Source organism: Vescimonas sp. (assembly GCF_057856985.1).
Window position 1 is genome coordinate 15,884 of record NZ_DBLZXX010000008.1, and the last position, 24,787, is coordinate 40,670.

Consider the following 24,787-nt stretch of genomic DNA (forward strand, 5'->3'; position numbering starts at 1 on the left):
CTGCGCTGCCGCGCGGCTTTTCACCGGCTTGTTTTATCAGGACTTGTTTTACAGGAGCAGAGCATGACCCGTCTTACCTGTCATCACAACAAAACAATGCGGAGCAAAACGGCAAGCGCCGGCTTCACAATGGTCGAGCTGCTGGCTGTGGTCGGCATTCTGGCCATTGTGGGCCTTATTGCCGTTTTTTCTCTTGGCCGCCTGCGCCTTGACCTGCGCCAGCGGGAGCTGGACAGTAAAGCGGAGCTCCTGTACACCGCTGCTCAGAAGCAGATGGCGGAGCTCCATGCCGCCGGCTGGGAGGACTGGTACCAGCCCGGCATCGACGGTGTGGTGACCATGCCCTTCCCGCCCTCTGACGCGGACGAGGAATCCCAGAAAACCTCGTTCTGCTACGTGCTGGCCAACACCGCCGCCGAAAAGGAGACTACGGCGGCAGCCGCCATCCTGCCCATGTCCGCCGTGGACGCGGAGCTGTGGGACGGCTGCTGGTACATCGAGTACGCACCGGACAGCGGCAGCGTCTACGCCGTGTTTTACAGCGCCTCTCCCCTGCCGGACCCCAATACGCTGGACGACTACCGCAGCTATCAGTACCGCCGCCGCATGGGCGCGAAGGTGGGCTACTACGGCGGCGATATCGCCCAGACCCAGCAGACCGGCACGCTCCAGCCCTCCCTGACCATCGAGAATGCGGAGAAGCTCACCGCCACGTTCTACTGCAACCGGCCCACGGAGCAGCCTATCACCCTGACCATCCAGCTGTCCGACGGCATCAGCACCTACACGAAAAAGCTGGCCCAGAGCCAGCTGTACCAGCAGGGCAGCCGCCTGTACCGCTATACCTGGGTGCTGGATGATCTGACCCGCGACAGCACGCGGTTCTATGCCCAGGCCGGCGGCAAGCTGCTGTGCGGCGTACCCATCACCGTGACGCTCACCGCCAGCAGCGACGATCCGCTGGTGGATCAGGTGTCCGTCTCCGCCGTGACCAACGGCCTGTTCGACGACCGCACGGACTATGGCACCGACAGCGCCACCGCCCTCATCTCCTGCGGCCGCCACCTGCAGAATCTGGACGCCGCCTCCCATGCGGCATCCACCATCACCTCCGCCGTGCAGATCAGCGACATCTCCTTTACGGACGATACCACCGATGAGAAGGACTGGTACTCCTGCTATGGGCCGTCCTTCACGCCGATCACCAACCAAAATCTCACCAGCTATACCGGTCTTTCCCAGTTAGAGGGCAGCACTGCCGTGCAGTCCTCCATCTACGGGCTCACCGTGTCCTCTGCCAGGACAGCGGACGTGGGACTGTTCTCCAGCTTCGCCGGAAGCATCGACCATGTGACCCTCACCGGCGTCAAGGCCACTGCCGCCACCGGTGCTGCAGGCGCGCTCATTGGCCGCACCAGCGGGGCCGTCACCATCAGCGACTGCGCCGTGTACCTCAACGCACGGCGGGGCGACCTCGCCGGTATGACCGCCGAGGATGCCGCCGGTGTGCCCGCCCGCATCGCCGGCGGGCAGGCAGGCGGTCTGGTGGGTGTGTCCGGTCAGGAGCTCACCATCCGCGGCAGCTTCGCCGCCACCACCGTCAGCGGCAGCGCCAATGCCGGCGGACTGGTGGGCTATGCAGGCGCTCATGTCTCCGTCACCGGCTCCTACGCCGACTGCTACCTCACCGCGCCCGCCACCGGCGGATTGGTGGGCGGCGCGGCTCAGGGGGCTTATACCACCCTGACCAACTGCTACGCCGTGGGCTATCAGACTGCCGGGACCCGCGCTGCCGGTCTGGTCAACGGCACGCTGGACCGCGCCGAGGCCACGTACAGCGCCTGCGCCTTCTACGGCGACGCACAGGACATCTATACCACCGCCGTGGGGCTGGCCGGAAGCGCCGCCACGGCCATCGACCACGTATTCTATCTGCGGGGCGACCTGTCCGACAACTACACGGCGCTGGAGGGCACCGACGGCCGCACCTACGACCAGCTGTGCAGCGATGCATTCCGCGCCGACATCAACCGGCTGTACGGCGTGTTTACCGCGCCCTCCGGCAGCGACAGCCATCCCTACAACCTGCTGAATCAGGGCCTGAGCACCTACTCCTACCCCCGGCTGACAGCGCTGGAGCACTACGGTGACTGGCAGGCCCAGTTTGAGTCCGACGCGCTGGTGTACTACGAGGTATACAGCGACGGCACCTACGGCTTCTTCGGCGGCAATGTGGACAGTCTGTCCGAGACAAAGACCATCGTGGGCGACGGCTACGCCGTGGCCCTGTCCCAGCAGCCTGCCGCAGGCTGGAGCCTTACCGTCTCCTGCGGTACGTCCAGCATCACCCTGACCTCCGCCAGCACGCGGCACACCGCCTACTACAACGGTGAGGCCTATTATCTGTTCCCCGCGACGTTCCCCGCCGCCGTGACGGCCCCCTCCGGCACCCATGCCGCCTTCCGGCAGGAGGTGACAGTGGGCAGCCGCACCTACTACTTCAACCCCTACTTCGCCAAGAGCGTCACCACCGGCACCGGTACGCCCGATACCATCTATCTCCGCACCGCACGCCATCTCTACGCTCTGAGCCTGTACTACACCAACTACGCCGCCGGTACCGGCTCCAGCACCTATCTGCAGGAGCGGGACATCGACTATGCCACCTATGACTGGTCCGGCTACACGGCCTACACCAGTGTCCGGCAGCAGGCGCCCATCGACAGTGCCAACGGCTTCGCGGCCCAGTACGACGGCGACGGCCACACCATCACCGGCGTGTCCTTCGTGTCCGACAGCCGCGGCAGCATCGGTATGTTCGCCACCGTAGCCCGCAGCGGCCAGGTACGCAATACCGTGCTGATAGCCAGCGGCAGTGAGGCTGTGCGGGTGTACGGCCAGCTGAACGGCAGCACCGTCCGCACCTATGCAGGCGTGCTGGCCGGGCGGAACTACGGCATTATCGCCAACTGCGCCGCCTCCGGCTACGGCTTCGTGGGCTCCTCCGGCAGCCGCGACTACGGCCTGGTAGCCTACAATTACAGCACGCTCTATATCGGCGGGCTGGTGGGCGGCAACTTCGCCAGCGGCTCGTCCCGCAACGGCTCGCTGGGCATCTTCTCCAGCGAGGCCAACTGCCCCTCCGTCATTGTCTCGGCCTACAACGCCTCGGTCTATGCCGGCGGGCTGGCCGGTGTCAACAACGGCGCCATCCAGTCCTCCTACGCGCTGGGCTCCCTGTTCGCCAAGGACGTCCGCAACAGCACCGTGTGGCTGAGCGGCTTCGCCGGAAGCAACAACGGCGGCAGTCTGCGCTACTGTTACAGCGCCACGGCTCTGACCGCCGCCGGTGAGGCGGAGGTCTACGGCCTGACCCGTATCGGCGGCGGCGCGCTGGAGTGCTGCTACCTCAACGGCGGCACCTACTCCTACGGCGGGCACCTGTACGCCTACAACACCGCCGCCAACAGCTTCAGCAGCAGCGCCGCGGGACGGCCCATCACCGGCGCGGATCTGGAAAAGCTGCGGCTGTCCGGCTTCTCCCGCGCCGCCGTCACCCGCTATGACGGCACGGACAGCTATCCCTACCCTGCCGTGGTCCGCAATGATGCCAATCGCGTCGTTCACTACGGCCAGTGGCCCACGCTGGAGCACATCGGCACGCTGGGCGTGTTCTACTGGGAGTATGAGTCCGGCGGCAGCGCCGGTTATCACCTGAGCTATGTGGGTACCGACGACGGCACCCCCATCTCCGGCAGCTCCCTGTGTACCCAGCACAACGATGGCGGTGTGGTGACGCGCTACGGCTACGGCTACTTCTGCGCCACGGATACCGTCACCTCCGCCGCCGACATCAGCTATCGATTCACCAACTGCCGTACCGGCACACGCCGCAGCGAGGTGGAGCAGGCGCTGGCCGCCCAGATGAAGGGTTACTCCTTTGTGGCCTTCGAGACCGGCCCCGTCAGCCGGACGGCCGGTGATGGCTCTGTCAGCTGGACCCGCGAGGATACCATGTACCTCACCGGCGCCGACGTCAACAGCCAGTGGACCCTGTCTTACGGCGGCGGCAGCTACACCTACTCGGTGTGCCCGTTCTTCGCCGATGCCATCACTCTCACCGGCGTCAGCATCGACGGCATAGGCTCCCTGCCCGTAAGCGCGGCGCTGCCCGGGGCCGAGGCAGACAGCGCCTACGAGATCCGGTCCGTGTCCCAGCTGCAGAATATCAACTGGAACTACGGCACCCTCTCCACGGATCACTACGTCTCCGGCTCCACCGACAACAACATCACCAAGTACCCCTATCTGGGCAGCTATCGCAACTCCGTGTCGTCGGGACAGGACAACTTCACCAATGAGACCCGCCGCTACTGGGTCCAGAGCCATGACGTGGACGCCGTTGCCGAGGGACTCGGCGGCACCGACGACCATCCCTTCACCCCTATCGGCAGCATGGTGGACACGGCTCACGTGGACAATGGCGCCAATTCTCAGCCCTATGCGGCCTATTTCGCCTCCAACTACGACGGTGACGCCTATACCATTCGGAACATCCAGATCCGGAGTACCGCCCAGTGCATAGGTCTGTTTGGCTTCACCGTGGGTGCTGACCTGAAGGATATCATCATGTACTCCGATCAGGGCAACGAGGTGATCAACGACGCCGCAGGTACTCATTGGTACGCCATGGGCGGTCTGGTGGGCTTCGCCGGCGCCGGTAAGAATGGCGCATCGTTCACCAACTGCTCCGTGTCCGGCTACATCATCCGCGATCTGCGGGCCAATAACCCCGGTTGGGGCGGCGGCTGCGTAGGCGGTCTGGTGGGCGCCACCAACATGAACATCACCGGCTGCTCCGCCGTGACGGACATTATCATCAACATCAGCTACGATATCGGCTATCGGAACCTTCGTGTGGGCGGTATCGCCGGTGTATGCCGCGCAACGCTGGATAAGTGCTATGCCGGCGGCTCCATCCAGGCAGAGGAGATGCGCAATAACTACAACGGTACCGGCAGATCCACCAATATCTGGGTGGCCGGTCTCGTGGGCGGCGTCATCCTCCGCGATCAGGGCAATCTGGAGAGCAGCATGGGTACTACCAGCAACCCGCTGACCGTGCAGAACTGCTACTCCTATGTGAAGCTTCCCACGACTACCAACGCCAAGACCCACGTGGTCGCCTCCTTTGCCATCGCCTCCAACGGCGAAATGCTGCACTCGTTCTCCATCCGGTACAACAGCAATGGCATCCAGTACACCATCCCCAACCCCCACGCCATCATCCGCAACTGCTATTGTCTGACCAGCGCCGTGGTGAATACCAATGACTACACCAGCTTCCGGAATCTGTCTGACGCGGACTGGAAGGCGGGCAAGAACATCAATATGAAGGATACCTCCAATGTCCGCCGCGTAGTGCTGACCAACGACCGCTCCCCCTACATCTCCTATCAGGATATGGCAGATCCTGATAAGCTGGCTGCATGGCTGAACAATGGCGTCTCCGCTTCTCCCCTGACCTTTGATTTCGTCACCGTGGAGGAGAATGGCGTCCGCATCGACGGCAAGTACAGCTTCCCCGGCGCTGACGCCGGACGGCTGGACGGCCTGAACTATCCCTTCCCCACCATTCTGACCCAGCTGGATGCCTTTGGCCGCACGGTCAACGTCCACTACGGCCCCTGGCCTATGCATGGCCTGTACTGGGAAAGCACCAGCGCCGACCTGGATCTGTTCGCAGACCGCGGCGACGGACGTCTGCCCACCCTGACGGTGGGGCTATACCCCGAAAACAACGCCGTCAACACCGGTCAGACACCTGCCATTACCCTGCTGAACGAGGATGGCACGCCGGCGGATGACACCCTCATCGGCAGCACCGCCGCAGCGGCCTATGACGCCGCCAGCGGCTGCTGGCAGGTGACGTTCACCGCCTCCGCCGCCGGTGGAGAGGGTGTGGTGGTGGCAAGGGCCTCCCTGGGCAGCTACACCGCCGACCTCACCATCCGCGTGGGCGCGGTGCTGTCCCTGACCCACGACAAGCCCGCCGGTGTCACCGTGCGCTACGGCGCACCCTCCGAGACCGTGACGCTGTCCCTGCGGGACAGCCACGGCGATCCCGTCACCGCCGACGCCGCCAAGGGCGAGACCATCGGGTGGTCCGTGGCGGCGGAGACGCTGGCCGACGGCACCGCCGTGGTAGAATGCGACGCTGCGGACATCCGTGCCGTCGCCGGTCAGGCCGGTGATTTCACCCTGCCGGTCACGGGCTTCGCCGCAGGCGACTCCGCCATCACCGTGACGTGTACCTACACCTATCTGGAAAACGGCGTGCCCAAGCGTATCCAGTCCTCCACCATCATCAGTGCCCGTTCCCTCCGCGACGCGGTGGGTCTGGTATACGATGTGGAGGAGGACACGGTGCTCCGCACCACCGTCAACGGCGTGTACCTGCCCTGCGAGGGCACCGGCAGCACCGAGGGCGGCGATGTCACCGCGCCGGACTTTGAACGCCAGACCGGCAGCCTGTATCTGTTCGCCGGAAATGCCTACACCGATCTGAGTGACTTCACCGTGGATCTCAGCGGCCTTACCGCTGTGGACAGCGGCGGCAACGCCCTGGACGGCACCCGATGGGCCATTTATGCGGGCGACGTAATCGAGGCGGACGACTATCGATACCGTCTGCTGACGGTGGAGACGGATCAGCCGCAGCGCCTGTACATCAGCGGCACTGTGACCCTGCGTCGGAATGGCGTGACGTACCGGCTGACGCTGACCAACTACCCTTGCGGGGCGGACCCCGCGCCATAAGAAATGAAAGGCAGGTGACACCGCATGGACGCGCTGCGCCGAAAATTACATGACCAGCGGGGCGTGTCCATGCTGATGGCCCTGCTGCTGATGCTGGTGGCCCTGATGGTCAGCGCCGTGGTGGTGGCAGGCGCTTCCAGCGCCGTGTCCGCCCTGCGCACCGACCAGAAGCAGGAGCAGGCGGCCCTGACCGTAACATCTGCGGCGGAGCTGATCCGAAACAGCTTTCTGGCGTCGGACATGAAGTACGTCAGTACCACTGTCAGCTATGAGTTCTACTACAACTCTAATCAAAATACCTCCAGTACCACCACCCAGACCATTCCCGCCGAGCTGGCGTTCAGCGACTTCGCCAACTACGCCATCGGGCGGCTCCGCGATGGGCAGCCGGTGCTGAACCGTGTCTACACCTTCCACCTGGAGGACGATCGTGTCAGCGATGTCACCGCTACGTTCTCCATGACCTACGACACGCTGGACAGCGGTGAGACCAGCTACGTGCTGACGGCGGCGCTGGAGAGCACGGATCCCGACGCGCCCTACCGCATGACGCTGGTGATGCCCAGCGCTGTCACCACCAGCACCTCTGTCAACGACCAGCGCTTTTACAAGATGACCACCACCGTCGAGACCATTTCATGGACCGATGGCGGCACCATCCATCGAAAGGAGGCGGGCTCATGAGAAAGCTGCGCTCCCGCAGGGGTGAAACACTGGTGGAGACGCTGGTATCCCTGCTGATCGTGGTACTGGTGATGGCCTTTCTGGCCACATCTATCGTGGCGGCCACCCGCGTCAACGCCAAGATGCGGGACGCGGACGTGGCGGTGCGCTACGACGGCATCTCGGAGCCGGCCAGCCTCACCGTGTCCTCCGGACGCGGCACCAGCTCCTTCACCGTCCCCGTGGAGAAATACACCACAGAGAACGGCTACTGCTACTACACCTACGACGGCAATTGACCTGCCGCCGCGCATCGCCGGAACAGGAGGTACCTGCCCGTGAAACAGAAGAAGAAAGCCGGCCTGACCATGGTGGAGCTGCTGTGCGCGCTGGCAGTCCTGCTGCTGGTCGCCGCCTGCATGGTGGTGGGCGTATCGCTGGCGGTCCGCAGCTATGACCGCTCGCTGGCCAGCTCGGAGGCTCAGGTGCTGTGCGCCACGCTGCAGACCACGGTCAGTGACGAGCTGCGCTACTCCGGCACCCTGTTCTACGACCAGACCGGTCGTCTCGCCGGCTTTTTCAGCCAGGAGCACGGCGGCGAGGACGCCAAGGACGGCTTCCAGACCGATGAGAACGGCCAGATCCTGCTGGGCGGCACCAAGCTGCTGCCCAAGAAAGCGTATCCCCACGGCCTGCGGGCCGCGGTGACGGTGGACTACGACAGGGCCACCCGCCTGTTCTCCGTCACCGTGACGGTGACGGATGCGCAGGGCGCGGAGCTGTCGTCCACATCGTTCCAGGTGGAGAAGCTCAACGCCTCCGACGAGGTCGTGGTGGGCTCATAAGAGACGAAACAATAAGGACGCGGCGGCCGAATGGCCGCCGCATCCTTATTGTTTTCCTTATTTCGCGCCGTTCTGCTCCACCCAGCCGCGGACATACGACACGAAGCGCTGCGTGGAGGCGGAAAGGGCTTTCTCATCCTTCACCGCGATGCCGATGTTGCGGTAAAACGTCATGGGCGGGCGGCAGGCCGTCACCGGATAGGGGCTGTGGCGGACCATCAGCTCCGGCAGCAGGCTGATGCCCAACCCCTTGGACACCATGGCCAGAATGGTCCGGTCCTCACGTGCTGTGTACTTGACGTGGGGGCGCACGCCCATCTCATCGAAGGCGGCGCGTATCTCGTAGTCCTCGCCCTCCTCCAGCTGGATGAAGGGCTCCGTGGCCAGCGCCTCCGTGGGGAAAGGGTCTCTGCCGGCCAGAGGATGGTCGCAGGGCAGGATGATCTGGAGCACGTCCTGGTGCAGGGCGTAGGTATGGAGGCGCTTCACGGAGGGCAGGCGCAGGAAGCCGCAGTCCACGGTGCCCTTCAGGATCCACTCCTCCACCTGCTCGTAGAAGTCGCTGGTGATCACGTCAAACTCGATGTTGGGGTAGATCTCGCCGAAGCTCTTGAGGATGGAGGGCAGCCACTGGGCGGAGACACTGGAGAACGTGGCCACCTTCACAAGGCCGGTGTCCACGCCCCGCAGGCTGGCGGCGGACTGCATCAGGGCGCGGTGGGCCGCGCAGAGCTCCTCGATCTGAGGCAGCAGGGCCCGCCCGTCCGCCGTCAGCACTACGCCGCCGCGGTTGCGGCTCAGCAGTGTGACTCCAAGCTCCTCCTCCAGCGACTGCACCGCGTGACTGACGCCGGATTGGGTGAAGTTCATGGCCTCCGCCGCCTTGGAAAAGTTGCCGCAAGCCGCGGTCTTGAGAAACATCTGGTACTTGGATATGCTCATGTCGCACCTCCCTTTCTGCCGCCATTCTATCATACTTTTACTCATAGTTGCAAGTACAATAATGCGTTTTACAAATAGCGAATTCTGTGATACTATCATATCATCAACAAGATCTGTGAAAAATATGGAGGTAATGAACTATGGCTCTGGTAACGAAAATGATCCGCTGCGCTGTCTGCGGCAGCAGCGATGTTTCCTTCGACGGCAAGACTTATCACTGCGCCACCTGCGGGACGGACAGCGATGTGAGCATGCCCGCCGCCGATATTGCCGCGGTGAACCGCATCGTGGCGATGGGCAACGACGCCGAGGCGGAGCTGCCCCGTCTGCGCCGGCAGTACCGCAATCTGGATATCTCCAGCTGGGACAAAGAGAACCGGCTGCAGACCAAATAAACTGCATTTTTCCCTACTTTTCTTTTCCATGTGGGTGATACCACAAAAGAAGAACACCGTGTCTGCGGCACGGTGTTCTTTTTTTATGCAGATGATGGTCCCTGCGGCGCGGTGAAGGCCGCGGCGCACAGGGCGCGGAACGCGAAGCAGGCTGCGGTCATCGCCGCAGCCTGCTTCCCGATACGGAACATATTATCTTCGGCGGGCCGCAGCCCGTGAGGATATGGGGTAAGTGCGCTTACACCAGCAGCAGGGACAGCTGCGGGATATAGGTGGTCAGCATCAGCACCGCGATGATGACGCCAATGAACGGCCAGATCCACTTGACGATCCGCTCGAACGGGATGTGGGCCACGGAGGAGCCCACGAACAGGTTGACGCCGTAGGGCGGGGTGATGAAGCCAATGGCCAGGTTCATGGTCATGACGATACCGAAGTGGACGGGGTTGACACCCAGCGCCACCGCCACAGGCAGCAGGATGGGAGCCAGGATGGTGCAGCTGGAGATGTTGTCCATGAACATACCCACCACCAGCAGGAACACGTTCATCAGCAGCAGGATGATGATCTTGTTGTCGCTGATGCCCAGAATGAAGGCGGACAGGGTCTCGGGGACCTGCTCCAGCGTCATGACGTAGGCGAAGCTGGTGGACATACCCACGATGAAGGAGGTGGCACCGGCGATGACGACGGTGTCCTTCATGCAGTCCACGAATTCCTTCCAGTGGATCTCCTTGTAGACGAAGGTACCGATGATGAAGGTGTAGACGCAGGAGACGGCAGCAGCCTCGGTGGGGGTGAAGAATCCGCCGTAGATACCGCCCAGGATGATGACGGGGCTGAGGATCGCCCAGAAGGAGTCGATGAAGGACTTGCCCAGCGCCTTGAAGTTGAACCGGCGGCCGTTGCCCTTCCAGCCGTACTTCTTACTGGTCGCCCAGTTGTAGAGCATCAGTGCCAGACCCATCAGCAGGCCGGGGATGACACCGGCCTTGAACATATCGCCGATGGAGGTGCCGGTGGCCACGCCGTAGATGACGAAGGGGATGGACGGGGGAATGATGACGCCGATGGTACCGGCTGCCGCAGACAGCGCCGTGGCGTAGCCCTTGTCGTAGCCCTTCTCCTCCATCTCGGGGATCATGAAGGAACCGATGGCGGACACGGTGGCGGGGCCGGAGCCGGAGATGGCGGCGTAGAACATGGCGGTAAAGGTGGTGATGGCGCCCAGACCGCCGGTGAAGAAGCCGACGATGTTGTCAGCCAGATCCAGCAGGCGCTTGGAGATACCGCCGTAGCGCATGAAGTTGCCGGCCAGCATGAAGAAGGGGATGGCCATCAGAGAGAAGCTGTCGATGCCGGCGAAGGCGTTCTGCGCCACCATAATGGGGTCGATATTGGTGGCAAACACCAGACACAGCATGGTGGCAAGGCCCATGGCGATGCCGATGGGAAGGCTGATCGCTCCGAAGATGACCAGGCAGATGATCAAAATAGCTAACATATCAGGCTACCTCCTCCTTGATCTCCTCTTGGGGGCCGTCTTTCATGCCCTGGATCAGCTTCTGCACCAGACGGATGCTCATCAGCGCGCCGCCCAGAGGCACAGAGGCGTAGGGAATGGTCATGGGGATACGCATGGCGGAGGACACCTGACCCATGATGGCGATCTCCTTCACCAGAAGGACACCCTCCACGGTGAGCCACAGGGCGAAGATGAGCCACAGGGTCAGCACCACGGTCTCGGACACACGGCGCTTATTGCCGGTGAGCTTGCCGATCAGCGCGGTGATACGGATGTGGGCGTCCTCGCGGACGGCGTAGGACGCGCCGATCCAGACCTGATAGAGCATGATGTAACGGGCCAGCTCCTCAGCCCAGACAGTGGCGGCGTGGAACCAGCGGAGCACCACCTGCATGAAGATGATCAGCACCATGGCCACCAGGGAGATGATGAGGAACCACTTTTCGAAGTTCTTTTCAATAAATTTCCAAGCTCTCATTTCTCTCACCTCTCCTTAAAAGTCATCGTTGTACTTCATGGCAAGGTCGATCAGTTCCTGTGTGCCGCCGTACTTCTCAATGAACAGGTCGTACACGGAGGCAGCGGACTCGATGAAGGCGTCCTTCTGCTCGGAGGTGACCTCCACCACGTTGATGCCGTTGTCCTTCAGCAGCTGGATGTAACCCTCCTGCGCATCGCGGATCAGCTGGGTCAGGTTCTGGACGAAGTGCTCAGATGCCTCATCGAACCATTCCTTGTCCTGACCCTCCAAGGACTCGTAGAAGTCCTTGTTGATGTTGAAGATACCGGCGGTGTAGAAGTGGCCGGTGAGGGTCACGGTGTTCTGCACCTCGTACAGGCGGTTGGCGGTGATGACGGCCAGGGGGTTCTCCTCGGCGTCCACAGCGCCCTGCTGCAGGGCGGTGAACAGCTCAGAGAACGCCATGGGCGTGGGGCTGGCGCCCCAGGCCTGGAAGGAGGCCATGTGAATGGGGTTCTCCTGCGTGCGGATGGACAGGCCCTTCAGGGCTTCGGGGCTGGTGGCCTCGATGTTGTTGGTGGTAATGTGGCGGTAGCCGGACTCGGTCCAGCCCATGGCGTGGAGGCCCAGACCCTCCAGAATGGGGTCAAGCTCCTTGCCAAGGTCGCCGTTGAGGGTCTTCATGGCCGCTTCGCCGCTCTTGAATACGAAGGGCAGGTCCACCACCATGAAGCGGGTATCGAAGCCCGCCAGCACGGACGTGGGAGGGGTGTTGCCCTGCATGTAGCCGAGGATGACGCTCTCGGTCTGCTGCCGGTCGCCGCCCAACGCGGAGTTGATATACACGCGGACATCGAATCGGCCGTTGGAGATACGCTCCAGCTCCTCTTCAAACATGTAGAGTGCCTGGGAAATGGGGTGGTCAGATGCGACGGTGTCGCCTACGCGGAACACGATGGTTTCCTGCGCAGTGTGGGTCTTGTTGTAAGACATTTTGGCGAAGATGCCGACGTTGGCCAGAACGGCAACAACAAGGATCAGGGCAACGACGCCTTTTGCTTTACTGCTCACGTTTTTTCCTCCGTTCCTCAATTTTGTGGTTCTCTCTTTGTGCTATTTCATCGGGCAAAGCCCGCTGCACACGGGCAATTGGGGGCGCTCAGCTGAGCATGGACACGATGGCCTCGTAGGAGATGTTGGGCACGTTGCGGAAGGTCTGGAGCATATCCACGCGCTCGGTGAGCATGTGCCCGTCGCGGCCGAAGGCGCCGATATTCACCACGGGTACGTTGATCTCCAGGATCTTGTCCACATCGTGGAAGTACTTCACCTTCCAGGAGGGCATGTTCTCCGCCACGGCGTCGAAGGACTCCCGTGTGTCGCACAGGGCCATGAAGCTGGAGTCGGAGATGTAGGGGTAGAACATGCGGGTCTTGATCTGGCGCTGGGCCTCGGGGCGGAGCTTCTCCACCGCACCCTCCACGGCGTCCAGCAGTGCGCGCTCCTTCTCGGTCTTGCCGGTCATCTCGATGCGGGCGCTGAACACGGAGCCGAAGAACAGGACCAGCGCGGGGGATTTGTCCTCGTACCACTTCCAGACCTCCTCCACCACGGCCAGACTGAAGTAGCGCAGGTCCATGGCGGGCTGCTCGCGCTGGAGGTTCTCGGCAAAGGCGGCGATGGCATCCTTGAAGGGCTGGCCGTGACGCTCCGCAGCCTCGTTATAGAACTCCTTCCACGTATACACGCGGGTCTTCCACGGCAGCTTCGTGTAGGGCACGCCGCTGAGGGAGCAGTACTTCTCGTACTGTTCGTTGAGGTAGGCCACCACGCTGTCGAAGGCGTCCACACCCACCTGACGGCTCTTTTCCAGCACCACGTCGGGGCTCATGCCGTGGGTGAAGAAGTTGTAGTAGGAGAAGGCGGTCAGCGCCGTCTGGACGGTGTAGCCATCCTTGGTGTCCGCCTGCTTCAGAGAGATGGGCGGGATGGTCACCTCGCCCTGGGCGATGTCGCACAGGTCGGTGTTCAGGGACATGCGGCGTGTGACCTCGGCGATCAGCAGGTTGGGGTCGAAGGCATTGAAGGCGGAGCCCACGTGGGATTCCTTGCCCAGCGCCACGAAGCAGGGCAGCAGCTTGCCGATGCTGCCGTAGTAGATGTAGCGGTTCTCGTCGCCGGGCATGTAGTTGGTGGAGTAGTCGGCGTTGATGCAGGCCACGTACTCGAAGTGCTCCTTCTTCTTCAGGTCCAGCAGGTAGTCGATGGCGGTGATGATGCCGTGGGAGTTGTCCTCCTCGTCACACTCGGCGATCTGGACCAGATTGCCGTCCAGCTCCTCGGGGTGCTCGGAGAAGTACTTGACAAGGTACATGTGGCCGGCCACGCCGGACTTCATATCCAGAGCGCCGCGGCCGAACATATAGTCGCCGGACTCAATGTCCGCCAGTACCTCCGGCGTCAGGGAGAAGGTCTCCTTCAGCTTCTGAGGCAGCTCGTCGGTCTTGAAGGCGTACTCGCGGATGGTGCCGAAATCGTCCACGCCCACGGTGTCGATGTGGCCGATGAGGATCACGGTGCGGTTGGAGGTACCCTTGGTGCCCTTGACGTAAGCCAGGGTGGAGTGGCGCTCCACAAAGTCGTCCTTGGTCTGGAAGCACATCACCTGCTCCGGATGGGCCTTGAAATAGGGCAGATCCATGAAATAGTTGTACACGTAGCGGGCCACCGCCGTCTCGCCATGGGGTTCTTTGTTGATGCTGGGGATGGCCACCATCTCGGAAGTGAGGCGCTTGACCTCCTCAAAGCAATCCAGTTTCATATGCTGTCTCCTTTTTTATTTGCTGTATACTTCGCGGCCGGCCAGATACGTCTTTTCCACCTGGATATCCATGATCTCGTCGGCGGGGATCTTGAAAATGTCGCGGTCGATGACTACCATGTCGGCGAACTTGCCGGGCTCCAGCGTGCCCAGCACCGCGTCCTGTCCGGCGGCGTAATGCAGGTTCTTGGTGAACATGCATACAGCGTCGTAGACGCTCATCTTTTCCTCCGGCTGGTAGCCGCCCTCGGGGCAGCGGTGGAAGTCCTTGCGGGCCACGGCGGTGTAGATGTTCAGCCATGGAGAGAAGGGCTCCACGGGGCAGTCGGAGCCGCCGGTGAGGATCAGTCCGGCCTTGCGGTACGTCTCCCAGCGGTAGCTGTACGCCGCCCGCTCAGGGCCGATGCGCTCCACAGCCCAGTGCATATCCGTCTCCAGAAAAACCGGCTGCAGATCCAGCACCACCGGCAGCTTCTGCATGCGGCGGATCATGTCGTCGGTGGCCATCTGGGCGTGGATAATGCGGAACGGGTCGCGGTCCGCCTGCTCCCGGGCTGTCATGCCGTGCTCACGGCTCTTCTCCAGTGTGTACTCGATGGCGGTGAGCACGCAGTCCAGACCCTTGTCGCCGATGCAGTGGGTGGCAGGCTGGAGTCCCATCTCATAGGCTTTGAGCATGTGCTCGTTCAGCTCCTGCTGGCTCTGGACCAGGATGCCATCGGTATCGGGCGCATCGCTGTACGGTACCAGCAGCTTGGCGGAGCGGGAGCCCAGCGAGCCATCGGAGAAGATCTTGTGGCCGCCGTAGCACACCTTGTGATAGGGATCGTCCATCTCCCTGCGGGTCAGGTAGGGCTTCTGATAGAGGGTATCCAGATAGATCACCACACGCAGGGGCAGCTGCCCCTTGCGGTCCAGAAGCAGGTAGTCCTCGGGATCCTCAGTGTACTTCCAGATGTCCGCGGCGTAGGTGTGGACGGTGGTGAGACCCTGACTGGAGGCCTCCGCCAGCGCCTCGCGCATGATCTTCTCCTTGACCTCGGGGATCTTGGCGGGGTCGGGGATCAGCTCGTCGAAGATCTTGGTGGCCTGCTCCCGCAGGATGCCGTTGGGCATGCCGTCCGCGTCCAGCTCCACCAGACCGCCGGGGCCGAATTCATAGCCCTTGCCGATACCGGCGGCGGCCAGCGCCGCGGTGTTGGCCACGGCGGTATGCAGACACACGCGCTTCATCATCACGGGGTGGTCCGGACTCACCAGGTCCAGATCCGCTTTGGTGGGCAGGTGGTCGTTGTCGGCGTCCCACTTGGACTCGTCGAAGTTGGAGCCTTTGATCCACTGGCCCTTGGGGGTCTCCGCTGCCCGGGCAGCCAGCTTGCCGATGGCCTCCGCCTTGCTGGTACAGCCGCCCAGGTCCACGGTGGTGTGGGTCTGACAGTAGGCAAAGAAGTGGAGGTGGGAATCACCCATGCCCGGGAGCATGGTCTTGCCCGCCAGATCCACCACCTGCGGCGCTTCGCAGGCGCCCAGCACCTCCTCCGTGGTACCCGTGTATACAATCTTACCGTCACGCACGGCCAATGCCTCCACCACGTCGCCCTCCCGGGCCATGGTGTATATCACGCCGTTTTTCAAAATCAGATCGGTCTGCTTCATATAAACCTCCTATGCAGCAGTGACATTGGCGTCATTATAGCATCGTCAACAATTGTATGCAATATAGCGCGGCCATTTTTGGCGTTTAGCACCAAAAGTTTTGTATTCTTTTGTAAGTTTGTTAAAAGATTGCTAATTATGCATCCGCCATTTTTACGATACGTTGTTCAATAAATCGTGTATTTTATTACTTTTACGGTGTGGTTTGCGCGCAAATAGTTTCTTGAAATGAAATCGCAGGATTGCCATATGTTGGTTTTCACAGCTTGACGGAGCTGTATACCGCCACTATAATCATTGTATCCAATTTTTTGTTCTGGAGGATTTTGGTATGTACAAAGCTGTGCGCATGTTCAATTATAAAGATGGCCTCGGACTGGAGCAGGAAGCGCTGAAGGGCGTGTGCGAGGTGGAGGAGCACGTCTGCTCCACCGAGGACGATATCATCAAGTATTGTCAGGACGCCGACGCCGTCATGGGCATCTTCGAGCCGCTGACCGCACGGGTCATCAACTCCCTGCCCAAGCTGAAGCTCATCGCCTGCAAGAGCATGGGATACAATTATGTGGATCTGGAGGCCGCCAAGGCCCGCGGCATCTCCGTCACCCACCTGCGCAGTGCCTTCTCCATTGATGTGGCAGACTACGTGACGGCCTGCATCCTGGCCCACAACAAGCGGCTGTTCGCCTACGACCGCAGTGTGCGGCGGGACAAAAAGTGGGACTACTCCGTATGCCCCGACATTCACCGCTTCAACGCGGAGACCGTTGGTCTGGCGGGCTTCGGCCAGATCGCCCGTCTGGTGGCCAAGAACCTGTCCGGCTTCGGTGTGCGCATTCTGGCGGCAGACCCCTATATTGACCAGTCTATCGGCGACCAGTACGGCGTCACCATGGTGGATATGAAGACCCTGTTCCGTGAGTCCGACTACATCAGCCTCCACGTGCCTCTGATCGAAGGCACGGAGCACCTCATCGGCAAGGAGCTGTTTGACGAGATCCCCGACCACCTGGTGTTCATCAACTCCGCCCGCGGCGGCGTGGTGGTAGAGCAGGAGATGATCGACGCCATCGACAGCGGTAAGATCTCCTACGCCTATCTGGACGTGCTCACCGACGAGTACCCCGACCTGAACACCCATCCCCTGGCCAATCGGGACAACGTGATCCTGACGCCCCACGTGGCGTTCTATTCCCAGGAGTCCGCGCGGGATGGCCGGCTCCAGTGCTGCGCCGACATCCGCAACTATTTCACCGGCAACTACGACAAGTGCGTCTTTGTACCGGGCGGCAACAACGTACAGAAGTAACGAGAACTGAAGGAGGAGCATTTTATGGAATTCAAACAGGCACATCGGCTGGAAAATCTGCATGTATCCGGCACCCGCGTGGTGTTCGGCAAGTGCGCCGAGCTGGCGGCGCAGGGCATCCCCGTCACCGCCCTGACTCTGGGCCAGCCCGATTTTGACACGCCCCAGTATATCATCGATGCCTGCAAGAAGGCGCTGGACGAGGGCAAGACCCGCTATACCGATGGTTCCGGCATTCAGGAGCTGAAGGAGGCTGTCTGCCAGAAGCTGGAAAAGGAGAACGGCCTGCACTACACGCCCAGCGAGATCTCCGTCACCACCGGTGTGGCGCAGGGTATGTTCGTGGCGCTGCTGAGCACCCTGAATCCCGGGGATGAGGTGCTGGTGCCCGATCCCGTGTATCTGACCTATTCCGAGATCCCCAACATCGCGGGGGCCGTCATCAAGAAGTACGACCTGCTGGAGGAGAACGACTATCAGGTGGATGTGGACCAGATCCGCTCCCTCGTCACCGATAAGACGAAGATGCTGGTCATCGTCTCTCCCAGCAACCCCACCGGCGGCGTGCTGAGCCGCGCCTCGCTGGAGGCCATCGCCGCCATCGCCAGGGAGCACGATCTGCTGGTGCTCAGCGACGAGATCTACGACCGCTTTGTATACGATGATGAGCAGGAGCTGGTGAGCATCGCCTCTCTGCCCGGCATGAAGGAGCGCTCCATCGTGCTCAACGGCTTCTCCAAGAGTATGGCCATGACCGGCTGGCGTCTGGGCTACATCGCCGCGCCGGAGAACATGATCGAGCCTATGAACCGGCTGTCCTTCTACATGACCGCCGGCGCCACCACCTTCGTGCAGTACGCCGGTGTGGCGGGCCTGCTGGAGGAGGACGGCTCTATTGAGCGGATGCGGCAGGAGTTCAAGCGCCGCCGCGACTATCTGGTGGAGGAGATCAACAAGATGCAGCACTTCAGCTGCAAGAAGCCGGAGGGCGCGTTCTACATCTTCATGAACATCAAGAAGTCCGGCATGACCGCCGATGAGTTCTGCGCCTACGCTATCGATAAGTACCGTCTCGCCACCATCCCGGGCACCGCCTTCGGCCGCAACGGTGAAGGTTATGTGCGTCTGTCCTACGCCTCCTCCATGGAGGTGCTGCAGAAGGCTATCTCCATCCTGCATCAGATCGATCAGGAGCTGTAAATACGCTGCGCCGGCGTCCCCCCCTTGTGGTTTACCTCCCACACCACCTGCGCCGGTCGGAGATAAAAAAAGCGCCCCGCCAGACCGTTTCGGTCCGGCGGGGCGCTTTTTTGCCGGTATATGCCGCCGCTCACTCGCCGTGGGGACGAATGGTATAGCCCTCCCGCGCGTTCCGCAGCTCCACCGAGGGGTCGAAGCCCTTGGCGAGGCCCATCAGCACCGCGTCCTTCACCTTGGACAGGTGGTTGCGGACGTGGGCCTGGGCCAGCTGGCTGTCGCGGCGCTCGATGGCGCCCAGGATGTCCCTGTGTTCCTGAGCGATGCGGGCGGACCAGTTCATGTGCATGGAGTAGAAGATGTAGCGCAGGCACAGGTCGTAGATCCACACCGTCTCCCGCTCCAGCAGGCGGTTGCCGGACAGGTGGGCCAGGGCGCGGTGGAACTCGCGGTCCACCGCCTGCACAGCCTGGGAATCCACCGGCGTCTGGGTCGCCAGCTCAAACTGGCGGTCCACCAGATCACGGGCGGCGTCGATCTGGCTGTGGTCCTGCCAGGCGTAGGCCGCCAGCGAGACGCACAGCATCTCCATGGCCTCACGGACCTCGTACAGCTCCACAAAGTTGTCCACCGAGACGCCGGACACCACGGTGCGCTTGCCCGCCGTCTCGTCCACGAAGCAGTCCGCCACCAGCCGCTCGATGGCGGCGCGGATGGGCGTGCGGCTCATGGAAAGCTGCTCGCTGAGCTCCAGCTCCCGCAGGGGCTGACCCGGGGCATACTCCAGCATCAGTATCTTCTGTTTGATCAGCTCGTAGGCCTGTTTCGTCTTGCTGCCGTACATGACCTCCACGGTCATCTCTTCCCTTTCGTCCATGTCGCCTTCCTTATTTCTCCGGCGGCGGCAGGCCGCAGGGCCCGTCCGCCGATCAATGATAATCGTTGTATGGTAACGGTTAAAGTATATCATACCGCGGGGCGCGGCACAAGGGGCAGACTAAAAATCGCGCAGCAGGGGCAGAGCGGGTGAAAAAAGGACATCCGCACAGGGCGGATGTCCTTTTTTTGCTCAGGCGCTCTGCTGCACATAGTTGCCGTCCTCCAGCCGGACTTGATCCGCCAGAGGGCCGGCGATCACTGTGTCGTTGTCGGTAAAGGTGCTGTTGTGTACGTAGTAGGTCATCCAGTCCCCGGGCATGCGTTGGATATCCAGCGCCGTACCGTTGCGGATAAAGTTCCCGCCGTGGAGATCACTGCCCCAGGAGGAGCTCTCCGTGGTGTCGATGCGCAGAGCCGTGGCGTTGCGGGTGAAGCTGCTTTTCTCCACCCAGATCCAGCCGCCGTCCGCCGCCAGCGCGCCTACATCCCAGTTGGTGATCCAGCAGTTGTTCAGGTAAGTAGGGGCCTTGGCGGTGACGCCGGTACCGGTCATGTCCCCCGCGCCGCAAAGGCGCAGGCCCGACAGCACTACGTGGATGTCCGTGACCTCGCTGTATGCCATATGGTTCACCGTGATGGGGGCGGTGAACTCCGTGCCGTCCGCGTGAGCCTGCAGCGTCATGGCGCGGCGGATGGTCAGCGGCTCCGTGTAGGTCACGTTGGGCAGTTCCACCACCAGTTCCGTCTCCGCGTCCAGGTTCAGCGTCAGATCGTCCAGCAGCGCCTGCAGATCCGCCGTGGTGTCCATGGGGGTATCCTCCCAGCTGACGGTACGGCGCTGCTTTTCGCTGCATTCCTCCACCTGGCGGAGGGTGATCTTGTCGCCGGTCTTCATGTGCAGCGTCCAGATGATGTCATTATAGGTGCAGGCACTGGTGACCTCATGCTCGTGGGCCAGCAGGACCCCCGCGTTGTAATAGGAATCCGTCTCCCCCAGGATGGTGCAGGTATCGCTGCCCTCGGCAGCCACGGCCTCCACCGTGTGGTAGGCCAGCAGGGCACTGAAATCCTCCCGCACGTCCAGAGAGGGGTCCTCCGCGTCCTCCACGAACAGGCAGAGCGGGCTGGTACCGGACGCGTCGGCCGGAAGCAGCTCCGAGCGGTGGCTGGCGGGAGCCCCGCCGCCGTTGGACTGAGGGCTGAAGCAGACGTACAGGTGGTACATCCGCCCATCTGCGCCGTCGTACCAGGTCTGGCAGTCGCCGCTCTGGTAGTTGCCGGAAAGGCCGGTAGGCTCCGTTGGATCGGCGGGCTCCAGCGCCTGGGCACCGTCGGTCCGGGGCGGAGTCTGGGCAGCGCGGCCGCCGAGGGTCGCCCACAGTACCGCTCCCAGCAGCACCACCAGCAGCACCGCGCAGGCCAGCGCCCCGCGGCGCTTTTCGCTGCGGGGCGGGGACATAGGCTCCCGTGCCAGCTGGCTGGCGGTGCAGCAGGGGCAGAAGGACGCCTCCTGCGGCAGCAACGCGCCGCATTTGATACATTTTTTCCGATTCTCCACAGCTACCTCACAAAGCGTCCCGCAGTTCCAGCACATCGCGGAACCGCTGATTTGGATTCATCATGGTGCAGCGGCGGACGATCCGCCCCGCATGGCCCTCCGCCAGCAGGCGGGAGGGGTGCTGTCCCGTCAGCATCACATTCAGCAGCACGCCCAGAGAGTAGATGTCCGCCCGCCCATCGGTCTGGGACAGGCCGAACTGCTCCGGCGCGGCATAGCCGGTGGTTCCCAGGATCACCGTGTCGCTGTGGACCTCCGGCTTCATGATGCGGGAGGCGTCAAAGTCGATGAGCACCGCCTCACCGCCCCGCAGGATGACGTTGCTCTCCTTGACATCGCGGTGTACCGCGCCCATGCTGTGCAGCACCCACAGCGCCGCGCACAGGTCGCGGGCTACCTTGCGGGCCTCGGGCCAGTCCAGCAGCCCGCCCTCCAGCAGATACAGCAGGGTGTCGCCCTGAACATACTCCTCCAGCGCGGCCACGCGGCCGTGGGACTCGGCCACCTCCTCCACCCGCGGCAGGTAAGGGCTGGACACGGTCAGCAGCCGCCGGTAGACATCAGCGGCGCCGTCGAAGCGGCGGAACACGTAACGCTGCCCCGTCTGCCGGTGGCGCACCAGTGTCACCGTGCCGCGGGCGCCCCGCTTCAGCACCTTCACCTCGTCAAAATACTGCTCCATGGCACGCAGCAGCTCGTCGTACATGTCCGTCCCCCCCTTCTTTGCGGTTTTTACCAGTATAGCCGAAATCTCGCCATCTGTAAAGCTGCGGGCAGAAAAATGAGGAAATTTGCCAACTATGCAGCGCGCATATTGTCTTTTCAGCGAATTTTGTCTATAATGGTAAGCAGCATAGAGATAAGGGTGGTATGTGTGATGAAACGCAAAAATACGGATCAGCTTTTGAAGGAGCTGATGGACTCCAACGATCTGAGCCGCGTACTCTCCGATAATTCCGCCTGCTTCCGCGAGGGCGACCTGCCCCACGGGCTGCAGATGCTGTTTGACCAGCAGGACATGAGCAAATCCGCGCTGGCCAAGGCCTCCGGCATCAGCGAGGTCTATCTCCACCAGGTGTTCTCCGGACGGCGCACCCCCTCCCGCGACCGGCTGCTGTGTCTGTGCATCGGGCTGGGCGCCTCGGCAGAGGAGGCCCAGAGTCTCTTGCAGCAGGCACACCACGCGCCGCTGTACGCCCGGGACAAGCGGGACGCGGTGCTGCTGTTCGGCCTGAGCCACAGCCTGACGCTGCCGGAGATCAATGACGCGCTGTTCACCGCCGGCGCAGAGACACTGCTTTGACGCAATACAGCAGACCAGAGCGCCCAGCCTTTCGGCTGGGCGCTTCGGCGTTCTCTATCGCTTGGCACAGGCCAAGGGATCTCAGAAGATGGAATAGTTCACGATCAGGCCAGCGAACACAATGGACACCATGCTCAGCAGCTTGATGAGAATGTTGATGGCGGGGCCGGAGGTGTCCTTGAAGGGGTCGCCCACGGTGTCGCCCACCACGCCGGCCTTGTGGCAGTCGCCGCCCTTGCCGCCGAAGTTGCCCGCCTCGATGTACTTCTTGGCATTGTCCCACGCGCCGCCGGCGTTGGCCATGTAGATGGCCATCAGGAAGCCGGTAACGGTGGCGCCGGCCAGCAGGCCCACGACGCCCTTATAGCCCAGCACCATGCCCACGACGATGGGCGTTACCACCGCGATGACGGTGGGCAGCACCATCTCCTTCAAGCTGGCCTTGGTACACAGGTCCACGCAGCGAGCGTAGTCGGGGTCAGCCTTGCCCTCCATGAGGCCGGCGATCTCGCGGAACTGGCGGCGCACCTCCAGCACCACGCTCTGGGCCGCGCGTCCCACGGAATTCATGGTCAGAGCGGCAAACACAAAGGGCAGGCAGGCGCCAATGAACAAGCCTGTCAGCACCAGCGGGTTCATCAGGGAGAAGTCGTTGAATGTGACATCCGCCGCGCCCACCTCCTTGACCTTCTCAATATAGGAGGCCATGAGGGCCAGGGCCGTCAGGGCGGCGGAGCCGATGGCGAAGCCCTTGCCGGTGGCGGCGGTGGTGTTGCCCAGAGAGTCCAGTGCATCGGTACGCTTGCGAACCTCAGGGTCCAGACCGGCCATCTCGGCGATGCCGCCGGCGTTGTCGGCCACAGGGCCGTAGGCATCGGTGGCCAGGGTGATGCCCAGCGTACTCAGCATGCCTACGGCGGCCAGCGCGATGCCGTACAGGCCCATGCTGGCGTTGGTACCGCCGCCGGACAGGAAGAATGCCAGCAGGATGCACACCGCCACGATGAGGATGGGCAGCGCGGTGGACAGCATGCCCAGGCCCAGACCGCCGATGATGATGGTAGCGGAACCAGTCTGGCTCTTGCCGCTCAGCTCCTGGGTGGGCTTATAGGTGTCGGAGGTGTAGTACTCGGTGGCCTTGCCGATGAGCACACCGGCCACCAGACCGGACAGGATGGCCACGTACAGTCCCCAGTGCTCCAGCCCCAGCAGAGCCCACACCAGGAAGAAGGAAATGACGGCGATGAGGATGGCGGACAGATTGGTACCGCGGGACAGCGCCTTCAGAAGGGTGCGCTGGTCGGCATTCTCCTCCGTCTTAACGAAGAAGGAGCCGATGATGGAGCACAGGATGCCCACGGCCGCCATGACCATGGGGATAGCCATAGCCTTGAACGCCTGATTGGAGAAGGCCGCCACGCCCAGCGCGGAGGCGGAGATGATGGAGCCCACGTAGGACTCGTACAGATCCGCGCCCATACCGGCCACGTCACCCACGTTGTCACCCACGTTGTCGGCAATGACGGCAGGGTTGCGGGGATCGTCCTCGGGGATGCCGGCCTCCACCTTGCCCACCAGATCCGCGCCCACGTCGGCGGCCTTGGTGAAGATACCGCCGCCCACACGGGCAAACAGAGCCATGGAGCTGGCGCCCATACCGAAGGTCAGCATGGCGCTGGTGATGTCGGCGGCCTCCAGCTTGAACACAAAGCGCAGCAGGGCAAACCAGACGGAGATGTCAAACAGGCCCAAGCCCACCACGGTGAAGCCCATGACGGAACCGGCGGAGAAGGCCACCCGCAGGCCCTTGTTCAGCCCCTCGCGGCAGGCGTTGGCGGTGCGGCAGTTGGACTTGGTCGCGATGCGCATGCCCACGAAGCCGCTGAGACCGGAGAAAAAGCCGCCGGTCAGAAATGCGAAGGGCACGAACCAGGTCAGCAGATGGCAGGCAGCCATGATGCACAGCACCACGATCATGCAGGCGAAGAAAATACCGACGACGGTGTACTGCCGCCGCAGGTAGGCGTTGGCGCCTTCGCGGATCGAACGGGAGATCTTGCTCATCAGAGGGGTTCCCTCCTCAAAGCGCAGTACCCGTTTTCCCGTGAAAAGCGCAAACAAAAGCGCGATGACGGAGCCAACGAATGTGGCAAGGACCAGATACTTTTCCATGTGTGTTTTCCTCTTTCCTCCCCCTCATTACAGGGGATATTCACTTTTTTGTTCCGTCTATCATTATAAAAAATTTTGATTTTCTCGTCAAATTTTCATACAAATTTTCAGGTAGTCTTAAAAAGTATGGATAATCATCCGTGATTTTGCCTACAACTTTTTTCGTATAAATAGACCGTTATCCCCCTGTTTTTTCCGCCGCAAAACGCTTCTATACACAAGTTTGACATATTTCTGTCATTT

At 62.1% G+C, this 24,787-nt stretch carries 18 protein-coding genes; 8 read left to right on the plus strand and 10 right to left on the minus strand.

What is annotated here, in order from left to right:
• The first annotated feature begins 63 nt into the window (after positions 1 to 63).
• The 4 genes from ACZM22_RS06995 to ACZM22_RS07010 are packed head-to-tail and all read left to right on the plus strand — an operon-like array spanning position 64 to position 8,327.
• Positions 64 to 6,819, plus strand: a complete 6,756-nt coding sequence (locus ACZM22_RS06995; protein ID WP_489543557.1) for a hypothetical protein — start codon at positions 64 to 66, stop codon at positions 6,817 to 6,819.
• A 24-nt stretch (positions 6,820 to 6,843) separates the two neighbouring features.
• Positions 6,844 to 7,503, plus strand: a complete 660-nt coding sequence (locus ACZM22_RS07000; protein WP_489543558.1) for a hypothetical protein — start codon at positions 6,844 to 6,846, stop codon at positions 7,501 to 7,503.
• Positions 7,500 to 7,781, plus strand: a complete 282-nt coding sequence (locus tag ACZM22_RS07005) for a prepilin-type N-terminal cleavage/methylation domain-containing protein (protein ID WP_489543559.1) — start codon at positions 7,500 to 7,502, stop codon at positions 7,779 to 7,781. The genes ACZM22_RS07000 and ACZM22_RS07005 overlap by 4 nt, the downstream gene beginning before the upstream one ends.
• Positions 7,782 to 7,820: 39 nt before the next feature.
• Entirely contained in the window at positions 7,821 to 8,327 is a 507-nt protein-coding gene (locus ACZM22_RS07010; protein WP_489543560.1) for a prepilin-type N-terminal cleavage/methylation domain-containing protein, read from the plus strand.
• Between the two features lie 57 nt (positions 8,328 to 8,384).
• Here ACZM22_RS07010 and ACZM22_RS07015 read toward each other — a convergent pair whose 3' ends face one another.
• Positions 8,385 to 9,269 carry a LysR family transcriptional regulator gene (locus ACZM22_RS07015; RefSeq protein WP_489543561.1) on the minus strand — a complete coding sequence of 295 codons (885 nt, stop codon included), beginning with the start codon at positions 9,267 to 9,269 and terminating at the stop codon, positions 8,385 to 8,387.
• A 140-nt stretch (positions 9,270 to 9,409) separates the two neighbouring features.
• Between ACZM22_RS07015 and ACZM22_RS07020 the strand changes: the two genes are divergently transcribed.
• Complete coding sequence (locus ACZM22_RS07020; protein ID WP_489543562.1) at positions 9,410 to 9,664, plus strand: hypothetical protein; 255 nt, start codon at positions 9,410 to 9,412, stop codon at positions 9,662 to 9,664.
• Positions 9,665 to 9,902: 238 nt separating this feature from the next.
• Here ACZM22_RS07020 and ACZM22_RS07025 read toward each other — a convergent pair whose 3' ends face one another.
• The 5 genes from ACZM22_RS07025 to ACZM22_RS07045 form a co-directional block, all read right to left on the minus strand.
• A complete protein-coding gene (locus tag ACZM22_RS07025) occupies positions 9,903 to 11,168 on the minus strand; it encodes a TRAP transporter large permease (protein ID WP_489543563.1) in 1,266 nt (421 codons plus the stop codon).
• 1 nt (position 11,169) lies between these two features.
• Positions 11,170 to 11,667 carry a TRAP transporter small permease gene (locus ACZM22_RS07030; protein ID WP_484438267.1) on the minus strand — a complete coding sequence of 166 codons (498 nt, stop codon included), beginning with the start codon at positions 11,665 to 11,667 and terminating at the stop codon, positions 11,170 to 11,172.
• Positions 11,668 to 11,682: 15 nt separating this feature from the next.
• A complete protein-coding gene (locus ACZM22_RS07035) occupies positions 11,683 to 12,720 on the minus strand; it encodes a TRAP transporter substrate-binding protein (protein ID WP_483267338.1) in 1,038 nt (345 codons plus the stop codon).
• 88 nt (positions 12,721 to 12,808) lie between these two features.
• Positions 12,809 to 14,470: a M20/M25/M40 family metallo-hydrolase gene (locus ACZM22_RS07040; protein WP_489543564.1), complete on the minus strand. Its 1,662-nt coding sequence runs from the start codon at positions 14,468 to 14,470 to the stop codon at positions 12,809 to 12,811.
• A gap of 15 nt (positions 14,471 to 14,485) precedes the next feature.
• Positions 14,486 to 16,126, minus strand: a complete 1,641-nt coding sequence (locus ACZM22_RS07045) for an amidohydrolase (protein WP_489543565.1) — start codon at positions 16,124 to 16,126, stop codon at positions 14,486 to 14,488.
• A 331-nt stretch (positions 16,127 to 16,457) separates the two neighbouring features.
• Between ACZM22_RS07045 and ACZM22_RS07050 the strand changes: the two genes are divergently transcribed.
• Both ACZM22_RS07050 and ACZM22_RS07055 read left to right on the plus strand, forming a co-directional pair.
• Complete coding sequence (locus tag ACZM22_RS07050; RefSeq protein WP_489543566.1) at positions 16,458 to 17,435, plus strand: C-terminal binding protein; 978 nt, start codon at positions 16,458 to 16,460, stop codon at positions 17,433 to 17,435.
• A 24-nt stretch (positions 17,436 to 17,459) separates the two neighbouring features.
• Positions 17,460 to 18,635: a pyridoxal phosphate-dependent aminotransferase gene (locus tag ACZM22_RS07055; RefSeq protein ID WP_489543567.1), complete on the plus strand. Its 1,176-nt coding sequence runs from the start codon at positions 17,460 to 17,462 to the stop codon at positions 18,633 to 18,635.
• Positions 18,636 to 18,765: 130 nt separating this feature from the next.
• On the opposite strand, the gene ACZM22_RS07060 is transcribed toward ACZM22_RS07055, so the two are convergent.
• The 3 genes from ACZM22_RS07060 to ACZM22_RS07070 form a co-directional block, all read right to left on the minus strand.
• Positions 18,766 to 19,509: a GntR family transcriptional regulator gene (locus tag ACZM22_RS07060; RefSeq protein WP_484424590.1), complete on the minus strand. Its 744-nt coding sequence runs from the start codon at positions 19,507 to 19,509 to the stop codon at positions 18,766 to 18,768.
• 192 nt (positions 19,510 to 19,701) lie between these two features.
• Positions 19,702 to 21,069, minus strand: a complete 1,368-nt coding sequence (locus ACZM22_RS07065) for a hypothetical protein (RefSeq protein WP_484424591.1) — start codon at positions 21,067 to 21,069, stop codon at positions 19,702 to 19,704.
• Between the two features lie 7 nt (positions 21,070 to 21,076).
• Positions 21,077 to 21,775: a protein kinase domain-containing protein gene (locus ACZM22_RS07070; RefSeq protein ID WP_484424592.1), complete on the minus strand. Its 699-nt coding sequence runs from the start codon at positions 21,773 to 21,775 to the stop codon at positions 21,077 to 21,079.
• 171 nt (positions 21,776 to 21,946) lie between these two features.
• Here ACZM22_RS07070 and ACZM22_RS07075 point away from each other — a divergent pair, with 171 nt between their 5' ends.
• The gene (locus ACZM22_RS07075; RefSeq protein ID WP_489543568.1) at positions 21,947 to 22,372 is read left to right on the plus strand and encodes a helix-turn-helix domain-containing protein; all 426 of its coding nucleotides are present in this window, start codon (positions 21,947 to 21,949) and stop codon (positions 22,370 to 22,372) included.
• Between the two features lie 81 nt (positions 22,373 to 22,453).
• Here ACZM22_RS07075 and ACZM22_RS07080 read toward each other — a convergent pair whose 3' ends face one another.
• Complete coding sequence (locus ACZM22_RS07080; protein WP_489543569.1) at positions 22,454 to 24,544, minus strand: sodium-translocating pyrophosphatase; 2,091 nt, start codon at positions 24,542 to 24,544, stop codon at positions 22,454 to 22,456.
• Between the last annotated feature and the right edge of the window lie 243 nt (positions 24,545 to 24,787).